Below are 16,999 nucleotides of genomic sequence, written 5' to 3' on the forward strand. Positions count from 1 at the left end.
TTTATGACACCAGGAAAGAGAGAGCCCGGTATGACGAAAATCCTCTGGCAAAACGAAATCAAACATACTCTGAAGAACACAAATCATCCTTATTTGCGAGGACCCTGGACCCCCAACTTTGTGGAACTCGATGCGTGTGACATGGAGGTGATTGGTGAAATTCCTCATGACATCGATGGCATTTATGTCCGCAATACCGAGAATCCGGTTCACGAACCGATTGGTTTTTATCACCCGTTTGATGGTGATTCCATGCTGCATACCATGACATTTAAAGACGGAACGGCCCGTTATCGTAATCGCTTTGTGCGCACTAAAGCGTTCAATGCCGAACAGGAAGCGGGAGAATCTCTCTGGGCCGGCATACTCAATACCCCGGACATGTCCAAGCGTTCAGGCTGGGGAGAGCAGGGATACAACAAGGATGCTTCATCAACAGATGTGGTGGTACATGCCGGTGGTTTGCTGTCCACTTTCTGGCAATGTGGTGAAGGCTACCGCCTCGATGCCAATACCATGGATCAGCAGGGTGCTCTCAGTTGGGCACCGATTGACGGCATTTCTGCCCATTGTAAAGTGGATGAGCGTACCGGTGAGCTGCTGTTTTTTAACTATTCCCAGCATGCGCCCTACTATCACTATGGTGTTGCCGATAAATACAACAGACTGATTCATTACACCGCCATTCCGTTACCTGGGCCACGAATGCCACACGACATGGCCTTTACCGAGCATTATTCCATCCATAATGACTTTCCATTGTTCTGGGATCCGGAGCTGCTCAAACACGGTCAACGTCAGCTGAAGTTTTTCCAGGATATGCCGAGTCGTTTTGCCATCATTCCCCGTTATGGCGATGCCAGTGAGGTGCGCTGGTTTGAGGCAGAAGCGACACACGTCTGGCATTGGATGAATGCTTACGAGGAAGGCGATGAAATCATTCTTGAAGGCTACTATCAGGGTAATCCGGATCCGCTGCCATTGGCGGGATATCCACCGGAAGCCGGAAAATTTCTGGCGAATATCGACAGTCACTCTTTTCAGTCAAAACTGCATCGCTGGCACTTTAATCTGAAAACCGGTGCCGTCAAAGAATATGACCTGGATGATCGTTACCTTGAATTTGGCACCTTCAATCAGACCTACGCTGGCAGAAAGACGCGTTATGGTTATTCCTCCATTTTAAAACCGGGCTGGTTCTTGTTTTCCGGTATCGTTAAACACGATCTCGAAACCGGACAAACCTGGCAGATGCTGTATGGCGATCAGCGTTACGGTGGAGAAGCTCCATTTATTCCCAGAAAAAATGCCACCAGTGAAGATGATGGTTATCTGGTTACCTTTGTGACCGATATGAAAGAAGACCGTTCTGAGTGCATTCTGATAGATGCCATGGATGTTGAGAGCGGTCCGATATGTCGCATTATTCTGCCTCATCGCATCTGCAGCGGTACTCATGCTGCCTGGGGGGATGGTCCGACAATCCGACAATACGACTCAAATATCTGGTAAATGAGTAGCTCGTATGCGGCATCTGTGCTGCATACGGTTTGAAACAAGGTGTATTTATTTTAAACACCTTTTTAGTAAGCAAGGACATGATATGACTCAAACTGAAGCGGACATGAGAAAGCGTTATGAGCGCGCTCAGGTGTTGGAAAATGGATTTTTGACCAAAAATGTCGCATTCAATACGACCGTGTTACCGAACTGGATCAATGATACGGAATATTTCTGGTACAAGAGAGACAGTAAAACCGGTTATCAGTTTCGCCTTGTCAACTCGCTGACTGTCAGTAACGAGATGGCATTTGATCATCAGGCTCTGGCTGATTCGTTGAGCGCTCAGACGGAGGAAACGGTGGATGCCGATAATCTGCCAATCAACCTGATAGAGATCACTCTGCATCCGGTGACGGTAACCTTCAATGCTTTCAATCGCTACTGGCGGTATTGCGACGAACACCAGACCTGTGAAGCACTGGACAGTCATCCTGCTGCCGGTTGGGTGGTGTCTCCGGATGGCCGCAAGGCGGTCTTTCTGAGAGATGGCAATCTCTGGTTAAAAGATCTGATGACTGGTAATGAAAGGATATTGACCCAGGATGGGCAGAAGCATCGGGTCTACAGTTCCAGTACCAGTGTATATGGATTGCCTGAAGCACCGTCGGTAGAGGCATTGTGGTCTCCTGACTCGCGACGGATTTTTACTCATGTGATTGATAATCGGGCGCTCAATACGGGCTTGCCGTTGATCGATTATGTGCCTGCAGATGGCAGCCTGAAGCCTAAAATCCTGAGCCCGGATCGCCGTGTCGCATTTGCCGATGATGAGCAGGTGGAGTGCTGGCAGTTTCTATCGATTGAAGTTGTGACAGGCGAGATAACATGGGCGGATTATCATGGTTGCCCGGTTTACTATCCACACTATATCGGTTACTTCAGCGGTTATCGCGGATGGTGGCATCAGGACGGTGAGCGCGCGTATTTCACCGAACTGGCACGGGGAGGTAAAACCGGCCGGCTGGTTGAATTCAATACCCGGACCGGGGCAACCAGAGTTCTGATTGAAGAGCACTCTCAGGCCCGTGTCGTTATGATTCCCACCGGCTCGCATTTTAAAACCCTGTATATCCCTTTACCGCAGACGGACGAACTGATCTGGTATTCCTATTCCAGCGGTTGGGCGCATTTATATCTTTATGATTTGAATACCGGGCAGCTGAAACATCCAATTACTCAGGGGAATTGGATGGTTCGCAATGCGACCCGGTTTGATGCGATACGGCGTGAATTGATCATTCAGACGGCTGGCCGTGTTCCTGGTCGTAATCCCTATTATCGTGATATCTGTCGGGTCAATATCGATAGCGGCGAACTGACAGAACTGCTGTCGACGGATCACGAATACGTAGTGTGTGATGGGCGTGACACAATCTCCGGACTCTGCAATGGTGTGTCAGCTAACGGTGATTTTATTGTGACAACCCGTTCTCGCGTTGATCAGGTGCCTGTCACCCTGTTGCTGGATCGCGAAGGTCAAACGTTATGTCTGCTGGAAACCGCCGATGTTTCCGGTTTGCCGGAAAACTGGCAATGGCCCGAACCTGTGATGTTGAAAGCCGATGATGGTGAAACGGATATTTATGGTGTGATCTTCAGGCCGTCGGATTTTTCCCCGGACAAACGCTATCCCATCCTGGACTGTAGCTACTTTTTTTCCGCCCCGATCGGTTCATTTTCCAATAATACCCTTGGCAGCTGGATGTATCTGTCAGCGGCTGCCTATGCAGAACTCGGATTTATTACCGTCATGTTTAACAATCGAGGCAATGATGGTTTGCGAGACAGTCGATTCAATGACCACCAGGATCCGGTATTGCCTCATAGTCACCTGTTTGTCCGTTATAACAAGGCCGATTGTGTCGCAGGTATCCGGCAACTGATGGATCAGTATAACTACATTGATCCGCAACGTATTGGTGTTGTGGAAACCAGCCCGGTGCCGACAGCGCTGGCGGGTATGTTGCTGTATCCGGATTTTTATCGAGTGGGCGTTACCCGTAATTCATATGCCAACTGGCGGATTATGGGTTCAGTCGGGATGACGGGTGAGGATAATTATCCTCAATTGGAAGACTTTGCTCATCAATTGAAGGGAAAACTGTTGCTGGTCGCGGGTATGTGTGACGCGCCGATTCCGGTGACCATGACCTTCCGGATGATTGAAGCGTTTAAAAAAGCCAACAAGGATGTCGACATGCTGATCCTGCCGGGTGACAGCCATGTGGTTTCTCCTTATGCGGTGCGCCGTAGCTGGGACTACCTGGTCAGGCATCTGGCAAATGAGGAGCCGCCTCATGAGTTTGAATTATCCGTATTCTGGATGCAATTGGCGGCCATGGCTGAAGCCGAAAAGCTGAACGCTGATAACGGCAGTACGGTGCCTGGATGAGGTTGCTCATCCGTAACCGATATGACGATAACTTAATTTAGGAATTCACTAGGGCTAGATAACTATGACCAAAAAAACATCAAATTCTGATATTACCTATAACGGTAAACCGTTGCAGGGACTGGCATTAAGTTCTGAAGATGAGGTTTTTCGTGAGAATACCGATGAAGTACTGGATTACATTCGAAAAACGGTACCGGTGTTAGAGGATGGCGAATTTAAACGTTGGTTTATCAGTGATCACGCAGTTGCAGACGGTGTATTGAAAGACCGGGAAAATTTCCGTCGTGACTGGGAGGAGAATGCGGCGGAAGGAACCTGGGGAAAAGATGTCGCACCCATGATTGGTAAGTGGGGTATGTTTGATATCGATGGTCCGGAACACAAACGGGTGCGCGCACCGGTTTCCAGAATGTTTACACCGGGTAAGCTAAAGCTGTTGATACCCAAGATAGAAGAAGCCATTGATCGCGAGATTGAGCACATAAGAAATAAAGAGGAATTTGATTTTATCAGTGAATTCGCGGTGCCCATGTCCACTAATTTTATGGCAGCACTGCTGGGTATAGAAGCCAGGGATTTGGTGGAGTTTAAACAATATGCTGAAGATTTGACTCAGGTTTTTATTGAGCGGGAGTCAGAAAATGTCATCGAAAAAGCAGGCGCTGCTAAAGAGGGATTGGAAGCGTTTTTCCACAAAGTGGTTGCTGAAAAACGGGAAAACCCAAAGGAAGATCTGATCAGTCTGCTGACGGAAGAGGAGAAGAATCCGATTACCGACAAGGATATCGTTGATAATTGTGTGCTGATGGTCATTGCCGGAAAAGTAACCACAACGGATCTTCTGGGTAATGGTCTGGTTGCTTTTTTGCAGCATCCTGAACAATTGAAAGAGGTGCAGGAAAATCCAGAGTTATATGATGCAGCCATTGAAGAAATACTCAGATATGACTCACCTGCAACGGAAATTCCTCGATACAACAGAAATGCCTGTCAATTGAAAGATGTTCATCTCGAACAAGGACAAACTCTGGCCATCAGTCTGGCAGGAGCCAATCATGACCCGGAGGTATACAGCTGTCCTCATCAATTCAATATTCATCGTGATGAACCTGCACACCTTTCTTTCGGTGGTGGTGCGCATTATTGCGTGGGTGCGCCGCTGGCGAGAATAGAGTCCAAGATAGCATTTAAGCGATTCTTTGATGAGTTTCCAAATGCAAAACTGGTCGATGAAAAACCGAAACGCAAAGCCATTGGTGGTTTTGGCGGATATCGGGAAATTTTTGTAAAAATCAACTAAACCTGGAGTGAAATATATGTCTGTTAATGAAATTTTTGAAATTCTGGTGAAGTACACAAAAGAAGTCGTTCCATCGCTTCAGGATCATATCTTTTCATTGGATGATTCAATGCGTGAACTGGGTGCCAACTCTGTTGATCGCTCTGAAATTATTATGTTAACCCTTGAAGAGTTGTCTCTGAATCTTTCCCTGCTTAAATTGTCCAGTGCTCAGAATCTCGGTGAGCTGGCGACGGTTATCAGGGAAAACATGTGATGTCAAAGACCGGAAAAATGTTATGAGTCTGACGATGAATGATGGTTGTCCGGTGATTACCGGATTGGGATTGTGTACTTCGCTGGGGCAGGGAACGTCAAATGTGCTGGAAGCGCTTTTGGCTGGTAAAAGCAATTTTTCTTACTTGCAGAGAGAAGGACGTATATCCCCGGCAGGCGACCGTTTTATTGGCGCGGAAATGCCTGAACTGGAGATTCCGGAGAAGGTGTCGGCCAGTATTCGAAGAACGGCATCGTTTTCCGGTCTGACGGCGCTCACGGTATTGGATGAAGCCTGGCGGGAGGCCGGGCTTGTCGATGTAGATCCTGCCAGAATAGGTTTAATCATTGGTGGTTCCAATATTCAGCAGCGGCATCTGGTCAATCTGCATAAACGTTATCGCGACCGTGAAGCATTTTTGACCCCGACCTATGCATTGTCTTTTATGGACACTGACCTGAGCGGTATTTGTTCTGAGCACTTTAATATAAGAGGTCCGGTGCATACCGTGGGTGGAGCATCTGCCAGTGGTCAGTTGGCGGCGATAAAAGCAGTCGATGCCGTAAAGCATGGTGATGTTGATGTATGTATTGCGCTAGGGGCACTGATGGATGTTTCGTACTGGGAATGCCAGGCATTCCGGGCCATCGGCGCGATGGGATCCACTCGATATGAACATCATCCTGATCAGGCCTGTCGTCCATTTGATCGTCACCATGATGGTTTTATTTATGGTGAGTCCTGTGGTGCTGTTGTGGTGGAAAGTGAAGCCAGTGCCCGGAAACGGCAAAAGGCCATACATGCCAGAGTGGCGGGATATAGTGTTTGTATGGATGGGAATCGCAATCCCGATCCGTCATTAACCGGGGAATGCCGTGCCATTGTCGGCGCGCTGGAGATGGCAGGTTTGAGTGGGCAGCAGATTGGCTATGTGAATCCCCATGGTACGGGTTCTGTCGTTGGTGATGAAACCGAGTTGGCAGCATTGAAACATTTCGGATTGGAGGCGGCAAAAATCAACACCACTAAATCACTATTGGGCCATGGATTGTCATCCGCAGGAATGGTTGAGCTGGTCACCACGATATTGCAGCTGAAAGACGGAAATTTTCATCCTTGTCGCAATCTTGAAGAGCCGATTGATCAGGATTTCAATTGGTTGTTTACGAGAGAGGGCGGCCATGTTCGGTACGGCTTGAACATGAGTATGGGGTTTGGTGGTATGAACACGGCTGTATGTGTTGAAGTTTGACGATTGGTCTGCTGTTCAGAAGTCCATCGGTTTCTGAGACAGAATCCAGAAGACCATCGGTTTCGATGGTCTTCTGTCTGCATGGATCAAATCAATATCCAGCCAAAATAAAGTGTTCCGCCAATGATGGCACAGGTAACTGTGAGACGGAGCAGAGAAGGTATCAGGCCATGGGCCAGCTGGAATCGATTCCAGAGGTCCAGTTTGTATTGCAGGGGATGTTCCTGTCCGGGTAGCAGTACGGGGTACTGTGCCGGTGCCTTACCCGCTCTCGGGGCGGTTGGCAGTGCATCCGGATGTTCCAGTGAGTCAGCCAGCATCTGTTCGGCACAGACCAGATCCTCGAGAAACAAATTACGCAGATATTCCAGAATCCCCGCCATGATATTCATGCGTTCATGGGCGGCCGGGCACCATTCACCCCAGTTCTTGGCATCCACGTCCACCAGTCCAAGTTGGGGACATTGTTCATGCCAGTTTTCCACTCCCAGGTCTTCCAGGGCGTGATCGGTGAGTTGCAGGGCCAGCATGACATCAGAGACTTCGCGCATACGGGTTTGAATCGCACCGGCCACTTTCAGCATCCGTTTCTTTTCGAAATGACCGATCTGGCCATCCGCGGTAATGACTGCCCAGGTGTTGGTCAGCAGGTTCTGTTCATTGCGTACCACTGCGGCCAGGTGTTCACAGCAGTGCAATAGTTCCAAGAGTCCCCGAAGGTGGTCATGCCACGCTTTTCCGCGTTGTTCGGCCAGTTTCAGATATGTCCGGTGGCAGCTGGCATCATGATGCTTCAGTCCCTGGATAATCTGTTCGCGTTCCCGGGCGAGTTGTTCCAGAACCTGTGGAATTTCCGCTTTGTTTATTTCTTTATTCCGGTATCGAATGACTCCGCCGGAAGGTTTAAGGTCGCCGCGTTCAAGAGCCTGAAAGGTCTCAATTTCGGTATCGAGGTTGCGGGCGGCGGCCAGTTGTTGTTTGAGAGAGGTGGGGAACAGTTGGCCCAATGCATCCGCCACGTTATCCGATACGGTACCCGCCTGGAGCAGTTCTTCGATGGAACTGAAGTTGCGCATGGCTTCCCGGTTAAGATAGTTACCACGATATTGAGGGTGTAAGGACTGGCGTTCAAAACGTTTGGTGACCGCTTCCTGCCCGGCCACAGGCTCCAGTTCACTCAGTTTATCGGCTTGATAAAACCCCGTTGTGATATCTGCTCTCAATGCGTCGGGATTTTGAAATAACTCCCAGGCAGAGCGCGGGTCGATGGTGCTGGAGACGTACCGGTTTTTGGCGTTGTCTTCACGATCCCGGTTGGCAGGGTGGGTGGCCCACATTTGTGGCGGTCTGGCCATTTCCTGACTGAAAATCCGATGTCTGGCTGCTTCATCCTGCTTGTCTGGAGCAGAAGGAATTCCATAGTCAGGGTCATCCAGTACGTTGCGCATGGCGGTCATGATGTTGTGTTGGGTGACGAAGATATCATCAAGACGTTTTCCATTACCCGCTTCAGAGTGCATGATGTTGAGCGCGCTGCTCCAGGCATGATCAGCAGCCTGAAGTTTGTGCAGGGCATGAATGAGTGCATCACTGCCACTGACAGAAACCGCGACCAGATCTGCATTGAATTCCATTTCCCGACTCAGTGCCCGTTCGGCGATGACCACGAGGCGAAAAAGGCTGTCAGCCAGAGAGCGGATTGACCAAAGCAACAGCGACAATAACCAGCCAACCCAGGCAATTCGAATGTCTATCCGGCTGACAAATCGCACCAGATTATCAAGCCAGTCACGGGTATTAATCATATGTCCGATGATCTGCTGGGCGATATAGACCCAGCGTCCCACCAGCATGGAACGTTGCGCAAAGTGACCAAATTCATGGGCCAGCACTGCTTTGAACTCGCCCAGGGACAGAACATTGACCAGGCCCATGCCGATAATCAGGTTCTTGCGGGATGGAAACAGCAGGTTCTTGAAGGACAGGTCGTAAAATACCGCTGCGTTGACTTCCGGGGTCAGAAAGACCCGATGAGGCCTGGGAGCGCCTATTTCGTCAGCCAGGCAATGAATAAATGCAAATAAATCCGGCTGTTGCTGTTCAGTGATCTCTATACCCTGTGGATCCGCAGTTTTATGAACGCTGAACAGCGATTTCACCATGAACAGTGTCAGCAGGCCTGAACATACCAGGATGATCAGGTGAAAGAAGTCGAACCCCCTGTAGCTCATATACGTCAAGGTGGTAAAGGCGATAGTGCCAAAGCATAAGGCGAGGGCGATGTAAGCAGTCATAAAGACCATCAGGCCCAGCACTGCAAGCCATGCCTGGCGTCGGTATGAGCCGCTGGGGCGGGTCAGGTCATTGGGTATATCTTTGGGGCTGGACGGATATAAATGGGGTATGGTCATGAACAATCTCCTTGGTAAAACGTTCCTTGCATAGTTGGATAAACAACCGGCCGTATTATTGGGCTAAAAATATGACCGGGCAATGATACTGCTCATTTTTGTTTCGGGCGATGTTTGAGGGGGAAAATATGTGAGATGGGAAGCGGGCAGTCGGGGAAAATATGGCAACCTGAAACCAGGCTGCCAGAACGTTCGGGTATGTTTTTTTACTCTACATTCATGATTGGCCAGCGGTGATCCAGCAGATAGACCTTCCACAGGTTTAACTCTGGATAACCGGCAGCGATTTCATCCAGGGTTGGCTGGAGTTCATTCTCTTCGATGGCCGTCATATTAAAGAACTGGGTATCGCTGTTTACGGTGGTTGTTACTTTGCCAGGGTAAAGCGTAATGGCGCCCGGCATGATTTCAAAGTTGCCACTGATGTCGTAGTCATGAATGACTGTGTATTTCTTGGCTGATGCATCCCAGTCATAAAGCTCATAGTTTCCTGGTGCCAGTGGCTGAGAGAGCATGTGTGTCATGTTGCGTTTGACGACGTAACGCAGTGCGTATGTTTCACCGGATTCAAGATTACGTACCCGAAACCGATAGTTCCACCATGGTCCGCTACTGTATTCCGTATGAATCAGTTTGCCGGCAATCATGAGGCGACCAGCTTCAGCATCCGGTTGCATGGGGACACTGTTACAACCTGTAAGTAACGCTAACAGAAGCGCAAAAATGGCATAGCGAAAGGGCATATACAATTCCTTGTTGGAAGGGCAATTCGGCACTGTTTGAGGACAACACCGTTTTAAAAAAAGAGCATCCACCGAGGGCGCTCTGTGATCGAGTTGGCGATATTAATTGCCCTTGTTGCCTTTATCAATATTCGATGCCGGATAAAATGTTGCGTTTTCTTAACACTCTGTTTACTACAACTTGCTGCGGCTGATACTGATGGTCAATGGATTGCTTGGCCAGTTTCCACGCTGACTCGGCAATCAGTTCGTATTGCTGGGGCAGGGAATTGACCGTCAGAGGCAGGAAGTCAAGCAGCCGGCTGTTACCGAACGTCGCCAGCTGAATCGGACTGTCCGTGTAGACCTGGTTGCCGTCCGGGTGGGTTTGCAGACCTTCAATGACGCCTTCCAGCAGACTGAACGATGTTGTGATGATGGCATCAGGCAGATGCCCCAGTTGCTGCTGGGCCTGTTGTAGTAATGTCGCGCCTGTTTCGGCGTCAAAGTGCGGGCCATAAAAGCAGTGTGCTCGTACATGGGGTGATTGTCTGGCTGCATCCAGGAAGCCCTGTTCCCGCAGACGGCTGACCTGAAGATCCTTCATGGCTCCGAACAACGCGATGTGTCTGATGTCGTCAAGCGCCAATGAACGGGTCAGCTCAAAAGCACCCTGACGATCATCACTGATGATGTTGCAAAAATTCTCTGGCAGTGGACGGTCAAGGGCGATGACTGGTGTGCCCCGTTTCAGAATATCCAGGTATACGGATGCGTCGTTATCAAGACTGGATGATACCAGTAAAGCATCAACCCCTCGGGCCACAAGTACCTTAGCCGCCTGCAACTCGGTTTGGGGATTATCATCAGAGCTGCTGATGATCAGTTGATATCCAGCACTGCGTGCCAGCGCTTCGAGCCGTTTGGCAATTCGCAAATAACTTCGGTTTTCGAAATCAGGAACAATAAATCCGATGGAATTGCTGCTGCCCCGCCTTAGTGCCGCAGCAGAATAGTTTGGTTGATAACCGTATTGTTCAACAATGGCGAGAACCCTGGCTTGTGTCTCGGCGCTAATACGATATTTCGTAGCTTTGCCATTGAGTACGCTGCTGACCGTTGCTTTTGATACGCCAGCCAGTTTGGCGATTTCTTCTAGCTTCAAAGCCTTCTCCCAAAAAAACGATAAAACGTTAACTGTAACCTATAATGCTAAATCACCTGACGTAGCTGTCCCAGCCCTGAAGTTTATGAAAAGCACAAAAATATTGCTCCAGGGCAATAAAAGAAAATGTTTCTGACACTTTTTTGTGCGCTAGTGCTTGATTATTGTGCTGAATCCTTTCAGTATTTAGCAAAATCGATTTAGCAATAAAATATAAAGATAGATCAAAACAGCACTGAACGCATCAGATGGCTGTTAAGCAGTAACTCTAGAACCCCAGGGGTATAACAATGTTAAAACTCACTCCGCAGGACATCACATTAACCGCTATCGCCGAAAATAAACAGGAAGCCATTGCACTAATTGCTGAGCGGATGGTGGGTGATGGCCTCGTTGAGCCTGCATATCAACAAGGCATGTTGGATAGAGAGCAGCAGACCTCTACTTATCTGGGCAATGGTATTGCCATTCCTCATGGAACCATCGAGACCAGAGATCTGGTCAGGCAGACAGGTCTGCGGGTGGTTCGCTTTCCCAATGGTGTGAAGTGGGGCGAAGATGGTCAGGTGGTTTATACCGCGGTTGGTATCGCAGCGAAGTCCGATGAACACCTGACTATTTTGCGTCAGCTCACACATGTAATTGCCGACGAAGCACTGTCACGTCGTCTGCATACAACTGAAAGTGCCGATGAAGTCCGTCGTATTTTGAGCGGCGAAGCTCTGGCTGGATCATTTGTATTCACTGCCAATCAGGTACGACTGAAATCCGGTGCTGACAGTTATACTGAATTGACTGCTCTGGCTGGGGCTGTTTTGTGGAATGCCAAAGCGCTGACACAGCAGGAACTTGCCTCTGTTTATGCCCGTAACCCTTTTTATCTGGGTGAAGGCGTCTGGGTGTTGTCTGTGTCCTCTCAAGCTGAGAACGGTGCTGCGGCTGTGGTTCAGCCAGAGCAGACTATCAGTCTCTACGGCGAAAGTCTGAACACTCTGATCGCAATCAGTACTCATGATAATCAGCATTTACCGTTACTGGAAAAACTCACTGAATTAAAACTCGATGGCGGTCTTAAAAAACTGGCCGCGTGCAAACGTTCGGTGGATGTCATCCGGTTGTTGATATCCCAGTCCCTGGCTGGTCAACAGGTTGTTTGTCCGCTACCTATTGCTCATGGTTTGCACGCCCGTCCGGCGGCTGCGCTGGCGCGTATCGCCAAGCAATATGACGCGGAAATCTGGATCGAAAACCTCGATAGTGACAGCCCGGCTGTATCTGCCCGTAGTGTGACCAAACTGATTAGTTTGGGTGCACAGCTGGGACATCGTTTGCAAATCACGGTGGATGATGCAAAGGCTGACAGTATTCTGGAAGTGATTGCTAAAGCGATTGCAGGCGGACTGGGTGATCCGGTTGTACGAATCAGTTCAGAACCTCATCAGCCAGCCAAAACTGAAACTGTGGTTGAGACTGTTAAACCCGGAGATCAGGTATATGGCCTGACCGGCGCACCTGGGGTTGCCATCGCTCCGGCCTATGTTGTCAGTGAGCCGGATTATCAGTTTGAGCATCATGCGGTATCACCGGAAGCTGAGCTGGTTCGTTTCCACAAAGCCCTATCGGCCGTATCTGTCGATCTCAAGAACAAGCTTGATAAAACCGCCAACACCGAACTTGCCCAGATTATTTCCATGCACCTGGAGCTGTTGCTGGATCCTGAAATGAAGCAGGAAACTGAGAAGTTTATTGCTCAGGGTGATAGTGCAGAGTGGGGATGGAAACAAAGTTTTGAAGCGCTGGCCAGCCTGCAGGAACAAAGTCAGGAAGTGTTGTTGGCTGAACGTGCGATTGATATTCGTGATGTCGGTAACCGGGTGCTTGGCAAACTGACCGGACAGGAAAGCGCCGGCTCTATTGAAGCTGATCATGTATTGGTTTGCCAGGAAATTGCTCCTTCCGAAATCAGTGAGTTAGATGCCAGCGTTAAAGCGGTTGTCACCGCAGCCGGTGGTGTCACTTCTCATGCGGCCATTCTCGCCCGTTCTCTGGGAATACCTTTGCTGGTGGGATGTGGTGCGAAAGTGTTGACCATTACCGATGGTACCGATGTGATCGTTGATTGTGAGGCTAAAGTGCTTACGGTTGCACCCAATGCGGATACCGTCGCCGCTGCCAAGGCCACTATGGCACGCGAACAGAAGCTGAATGAAGAAGCCTACAAAACCCGTTTCGAACCGGCGGTCACTACTGATGGACACCATGTCGAAGTGATGGCCAATCTGACTGCTGCCAAAGGTGTTGAAAAAGCCGTTGAGCTTGGTTGCGAAGGCGTAGGGTTGTTTCGTTCTGAGTTCATTTATATGGATCACCCGCAAGAACCGACCATTGAGCAACAACAGGCTGAGTATGCCCGGGTACTTGATGGACTGGGTGAAGGTAAGCCGTTAATTGTCCGTACTCTTGATATCGGTGGTGATAAGCCGTTGCCATATATGCCGATGGACGAAGAGGAAAATCCGTTTCTTGGTTTGCGTGGCATTCGATTGTCACTCCGTTATCCCCGTACTTTGATTCATCAGCTGCATGCATTGTTGAGAGCAGCGGCTGGCCGGCCTCTGCGTATCATGTTCCCGATGGTAACGGATATTCAGGAGTGGCGAGATATTAAAGCATTGTTTGATCAGGTGGTTGCCGATTATCCGGATGCTCAGGTTGAGCTGGGAATCATGATCGAGGTGCCTTCTGCGGCGATGATGGCGGACATTTTTGCCCGCGAAGTGGATTTCTTCTCGGTTGGTACCAATGACCTGACTCAGTACGCACTGGCGATTGACCGTGGTCATCCTGAATTATCCCGACAGGCAGATTCCATTCATCCGGCGGTATTGCGCTTGATTGATACGACTGTCCGTGCCGCTCAACAGCATGGTATCTGGGTGGGGGTCTGTGGTGAGCTGGCTTCCGATCCATTGGGAGCCGCGATTCTGACGGGTCTTGGTGTACGCGAATTGAGTATGTCGACGCGCGCAATGGCGAGAGTGAAAGCCCATATTCGCGGGTTCTCGCTGACACAAACCAAAGAGTTGGCTCAGCGGGCTCTGGCAGCTGAAAACAGTGCCGCCGTCAGAGCGCTATCGGTGAATAGGGAGGCGGATCATGTCTAGTCGTCCTGTGGTCACGCTGACGCTGAATCCCGCGCTGGATCTGACCGTTCAGTTGCCTGAGCTGATTGCGGGTGAAGTGAACCTCGCAGACCGTGGCAGCCTCCGCGCCGCCGGCAAGGGCATCAATGTCGCTATGGTGCTGCGGGATCTGGGAGAACAGGTTTGTGTGACAGGGGTTCTGGGACAAGATAATCGTGAAAAATTTGATGCGTTATTCGTCGAACATCAAATGGTTAACTATTATCAATACGAGCAGGGTGCTACCCGTATCAATGTGAAGTTATCCGAAACCAGTGGGCGCGTAACTGATGTAAACCTGCCTGGTCTGGTGGTGTCTGAAACGAGTTGGCAACAACTGCAGCGGACATTACTGCAACTTTGTGAAAAAGCCGATTGGTTTGTGCTTAGTGGCAGTTTGCCAAAAGGTCTGGCGACAGACGCTTACGGACATATTTGCAATTTGCTTCGGGAGCGAGGAAAGAAAGTGGTGATCGACACCAGTGGTAAAGCCTTGCATGCGGCGGTGGAAGCTGCTCCCGAAGTCATTAAACCGAATGTTCAGGAACTTGAACAATGGGCCGGCAAGCCGCTGCCGACTCAGGCGCTTCAGGAAGAAGCAGTACGATCATTGTTGAACCGACAAATTCGCCATGTGGTGTTATCGGATGGTGAGAATGGTTTGCGTTGGTACAGCCGTGAGGGGGCCTGGCAGGCGCTGCCCCCAAAAGTGGATGTTGTCAGTACCGTTGGTGCCGGAGACAGTCTGGTCGCCGGTATCAGTTACGGGCTGATGAATAATTTTTCTGTTGCCGACACCTTAACACTGGCAACGGCGGTCGCTGCAATGGCAGTGAATCAGGTTGGGGTTGGTATTACCTCCCCCCTTAGACTCGACCAATTAAAACAACAGGTGTCTATTAAACCTCTTTCTTTTTCCTGTTAAGGAGTGCTCATGAACGTAGTAATAGTGACTCAATGTCCAGGTGGTACCACCACCAGTTTTATGGCAGCTACCGCCTTGAAAAAAGCCGCTGCTGAACTGAATTGGGATGTGACCGTGGAAATCCATTCCTCTGTCCAGCCTACCGAAATGCTGACTGCCAGTCAGATTCAAGCCGCTGATCTGGTTGTCGTTGCCGCGGATGGCGCAGTTGAGATGGGCCGTTTTGCCGGGAAATATGTCTATCGCGGGGCTGTCGCTGACTGTCTTGAGAATCCCAAAGAGTGGCTGCAGCAGGCTCAGCGTCAGGCGTCTTTATCTGGATCAGCCGCTGGCAGCGCCGCTGCATCTGCACCTGCTCAGCAAACCTCCAGCGGGTCGTTAAATATTATTGCTGTCACTGCATGTCCGACTGGTGTGGCACATACGTTTATGTCAGCAGAAGCATTGCATGAAGCCGGCACCGCTATGGGTCATGTCATGAAAGTGGAGACCCGCGGTTCAGTGGGTGCGAAAAACACCCTGACGGATGCGGATATCGAAGCTGCTGATCTGGTGATTCTGGCGGTGGATATCGAAGTTGATACGGCTCCTTTTGTTGGCAAACGGGTATATCGTACCAGTACCAGTAATGCACTGAAGAAACCGAAAGAAGTGATTGAGCGTGCGATTACTGAATCCGCTGCGGTGACTTTGCAACCTAAGTCTGCCGCAGATAAAGATGTCAAAGTCTTTAAAAAAGAGAAAACCGGCGCGTATAAACATTTGATGACCGGTGTTTCCTTTATGTTACCCGTGGTGGTGGCAGGTGGTTTGATCATCGCTCTGTCTTTCGTTTTTGGTATCAAGGCTTTCGAACAGGAAGGTACTCTGGCTGCGGCTCTGATGAAGATCGGTGGCGGTTCTGCATTTGCTTTGATGATTCCGGTACTGGCGGGTTATATCGCCTATTCAATTGCTGACCGTCCGGGACTTGCTCCTGGTCTGGTGGGTGGTATGTTGGCCAGCAGTATCGGCTCAGGCTTTCTCGGAGGTATCCTGGCCGGCTTTATTGCAGGTTATAGTGCCAAGTTCCTGGTGGATAAAATCGATCTGCCCAAAACACTGGAAGCATTGAAACCAATTCTGATCGTACCATTGATTGCCACTCTGCTGACCGGTCTGATTATGATTTATATCGTCGGTGGTCCGGTATCCAGCATTATGAATGCGATGACAGAATTCCTTAAAGGCATGAGTTCTGCCAATGCAGTGTTGTTGGGTGTGATTCTTGGGGCAATGATGTGCTTTGACCTGGGTGGACCGGTGAATAAAGCGGCATACACGTTTGGTGTCGGGCTGCTGGCCAGCAAAACATATGAGCCAATGGCTGCCATCATGGCTGCTGGTATGGTGCCTGCCATAGGTATGGGAATCGCTACGTTTATCAGCAAAAACCGTTTTTCAGCTCAGGAGCAGGAAGCCGGTAAAGCTTCTTTTGTTCTGGGATTGTGCTTCATCTCTGAAGGAGCCATTCCATTCGCTGCCAAAGATCCTCTTCGTGTGATTCCAGCTTGTATGGTTGGTGGTGCGATTACTGGTGCGTTGTCTATGTTGATACACGCTGAATTGCTGGCGCCGCATGGTGGTATTTTTGTCTTGTTCATCCCCAATGCCATTACACATGTAGGTATGTACATCGGTGCAATTGCCATCGGTTCGGTGATTACCGCGGTCGGCTATTTGTTGTTGAAACGTACAACCGAAGGTGCCGTCACGGTAGCAGGATAACTCTACTTACTGGTTTCGATCACTCCCCGGTCAACTTGCGTGATTGGGGGAGTGATTGAGT

11 protein-coding genes are annotated in these 16,999 nt (G+C 49.8%); 8 read left to right on the forward strand and 3 right to left on the reverse strand.

Annotation, left to right across the window (positions count from 1 at the left end; all coding sequences use genetic code 11):
* Nucleotides 1–30: 30 nt before the first annotated feature.
* The 5 genes from YC6258_RS13680 to YC6258_RS13700 all read left to right on the forward strand — a co-directional run bounded on the left by YC6258_RS13680 (nucleotide 31) and on the right by YC6258_RS13700 (nucleotide 6,766).
* Nucleotides 31–1,512 carry a carotenoid oxygenase family protein gene (locus YC6258_RS13680; RefSeq protein ID WP_044617475.1) on the forward strand — a complete coding sequence of 494 codons (1,482 nt, stop codon included), beginning with the start codon at nucleotides 31–33 and terminating at the stop codon, nucleotides 1,510–1,512.
* A gap of 91 nt (nucleotides 1,513–1,603) precedes the next feature.
* Nucleotides 1,604–3,955, forward strand: a complete 2,352-nt coding sequence (locus YC6258_RS13685; protein ID WP_044617476.1) for a S9 family peptidase — start codon at nucleotides 1,604–1,606, stop codon at nucleotides 3,953–3,955.
* Between the two features lie 64 nt (nucleotides 3,956–4,019).
* Nucleotides 4,020–5,258 (forward strand): cytochrome P450, encoded by a 1,239-nt coding sequence (locus YC6258_RS13690; protein WP_044617477.1) that lies wholly within the window; start codon nucleotides 4,020–4,022, stop codon nucleotides 5,256–5,258.
* Between the two features lie 16 nt (nucleotides 5,259–5,274).
* Complete coding sequence (locus YC6258_RS13695) at nucleotides 5,275–5,514, forward strand: acyl carrier protein (RefSeq protein WP_044617478.1); 240 nt, start codon at nucleotides 5,275–5,277, stop codon at nucleotides 5,512–5,514.
* A gap of 22 nt (nucleotides 5,515–5,536) precedes the next feature.
* Complete coding sequence (locus YC6258_RS13700; RefSeq protein WP_044617479.1) at nucleotides 5,537–6,766, forward strand: beta-ketoacyl synthase N-terminal-like domain-containing protein; 1,230 nt, start codon at nucleotides 5,537–5,539, stop codon at nucleotides 6,764–6,766.
* Between the two features lie 86 nt (nucleotides 6,767–6,852).
* Here the strand turns inward: YC6258_RS13700 and YC6258_RS13705 are convergent, their stop codons facing one another.
* The 3 genes from YC6258_RS13705 to cra form a co-directional block, all read right to left on the reverse strand.
* The gene (locus tag YC6258_RS13705) at nucleotides 6,853–9,177 is read right to left on the reverse strand and encodes a M48 family metallopeptidase (RefSeq protein ID WP_044617480.1); all 2,325 of its coding nucleotides are present in this window, start codon (nucleotides 9,175–9,177) and stop codon (nucleotides 6,853–6,855) included.
* A 206-nt stretch (nucleotides 9,178–9,383) separates the two neighbouring features.
* The gene (locus YC6258_RS13710) at nucleotides 9,384–9,920 is read right to left on the reverse strand and encodes a hypothetical protein (protein WP_044617481.1); all 537 of its coding nucleotides are present in this window, start codon (nucleotides 9,918–9,920) and stop codon (nucleotides 9,384–9,386) included.
* A gap of 124 nt (nucleotides 9,921–10,044) precedes the next feature.
* Entirely contained in the window at nucleotides 10,045–11,064 is a 1,020-nt protein-coding gene (gene cra, locus YC6258_RS13715; protein WP_044617482.1) for a catabolite repressor/activator, read from the reverse strand.
* A 290-nt stretch (nucleotides 11,065–11,354) separates the two neighbouring features.
* Here cra and ptsP point away from each other — a divergent pair, with 290 nt between their 5' ends.
* The 3 genes from ptsP to YC6258_RS13730 are packed head-to-tail and all read left to right on the forward strand — an operon-like array spanning nucleotide 11,355 to nucleotide 16,938.
* On the forward strand, nucleotides 11,355–14,228 hold the full coding sequence (ptsP, locus tag YC6258_RS13720; RefSeq protein WP_044617483.1) for a phosphoenolpyruvate--protein phosphotransferase: 2,874 nt from the start codon (nucleotides 11,355–11,357) through the stop codon (nucleotides 14,226–14,228).
* Complete coding sequence (gene pfkB / locus YC6258_RS13725; RefSeq protein WP_044617484.1) at nucleotides 14,221–15,171, forward strand: 1-phosphofructokinase; 951 nt, start codon at nucleotides 14,221–14,223, stop codon at nucleotides 15,169–15,171. Before ptsP ends, pfkB begins: the two co-directional genes overlap by 8 nt.
* Nucleotides 15,172–15,180: 9 nt before the next feature.
* Complete coding sequence (locus tag YC6258_RS13730) at nucleotides 15,181–16,938, forward strand: PTS fructose-like transporter subunit IIB (RefSeq protein ID WP_044617485.1); 1,758 nt, start codon at nucleotides 15,181–15,183, stop codon at nucleotides 16,936–16,938.
* Nucleotides 16,939–16,999: the final 61 nt, after the last annotated feature.

Source organism: Gynuella sunshinyii YC6258 (assembly GCF_000940805.1).
Lineage (GTDB): Bacteria > Pseudomonadota > Gammaproteobacteria > Pseudomonadales > Natronospirillaceae > Gynuella > Gynuella sunshinyii.

Bases quoted from the DNA above. Each gene is read 5' to 3' on its own strand.
- YC6258_RS13695 (WP_044617478.1), top strand. From the start codon at position 5,275: ATGTCTGTTAATGAAATTTTTGAAATTCTGGTGAAGTACACAAAAGAA.
- YC6258_RS13700 (WP_044617479.1), top strand. From the start codon at position 5,537: ATGAGTCTGACGATGAATGATGGTTGTCCGGTGATTACCGGATTGGGA.
- YC6258_RS13730 (WP_044617485.1), top strand. From the start codon at position 15,181: ATGAACGTAGTAATAGTGACTCAATGTCCAGGTGGTACCACCACCAGT.
- pfkB (WP_044617484.1), top strand. From the start codon at position 14,221: ATGTCTAGTCGTCCTGTGGTCACGCTGACGCTGAATCCCGCGCTGGAT.
- YC6258_RS13680 (WP_044617475.1), top strand. From the start codon at position 31: ATGACGAAAATCCTCTGGCAAAACGAAATCAAACATACTCTGAAGAAC.
- YC6258_RS13705 (WP_044617480.1), bottom strand. From the start codon at position 9,177: ATGACCATACCCCATTTATATCCGTCCAGCCCCAAAGATATACCCAAT.
- YC6258_RS13710 (WP_044617481.1), bottom strand. From the start codon at position 9,920: ATGCCCTTTCGCTATGCCATTTTTGCGCTTCTGTTAGCGTTACTTACA.
- YC6258_RS13690 (WP_044617477.1), top strand. From the start codon at position 4,020: ATGACCAAAAAAACATCAAATTCTGATATTACCTATAACGGTAAACCG.
- ptsP (WP_044617483.1), top strand. From the start codon at position 11,355: ATGTTAAAACTCACTCCGCAGGACATCACATTAACCGCTATCGCCGAA.
- YC6258_RS13685 (WP_044617476.1), top strand. From the start codon at position 1,604: ATGACTCAAACTGAAGCGGACATGAGAAAGCGTTATGAGCGCGCTCAG.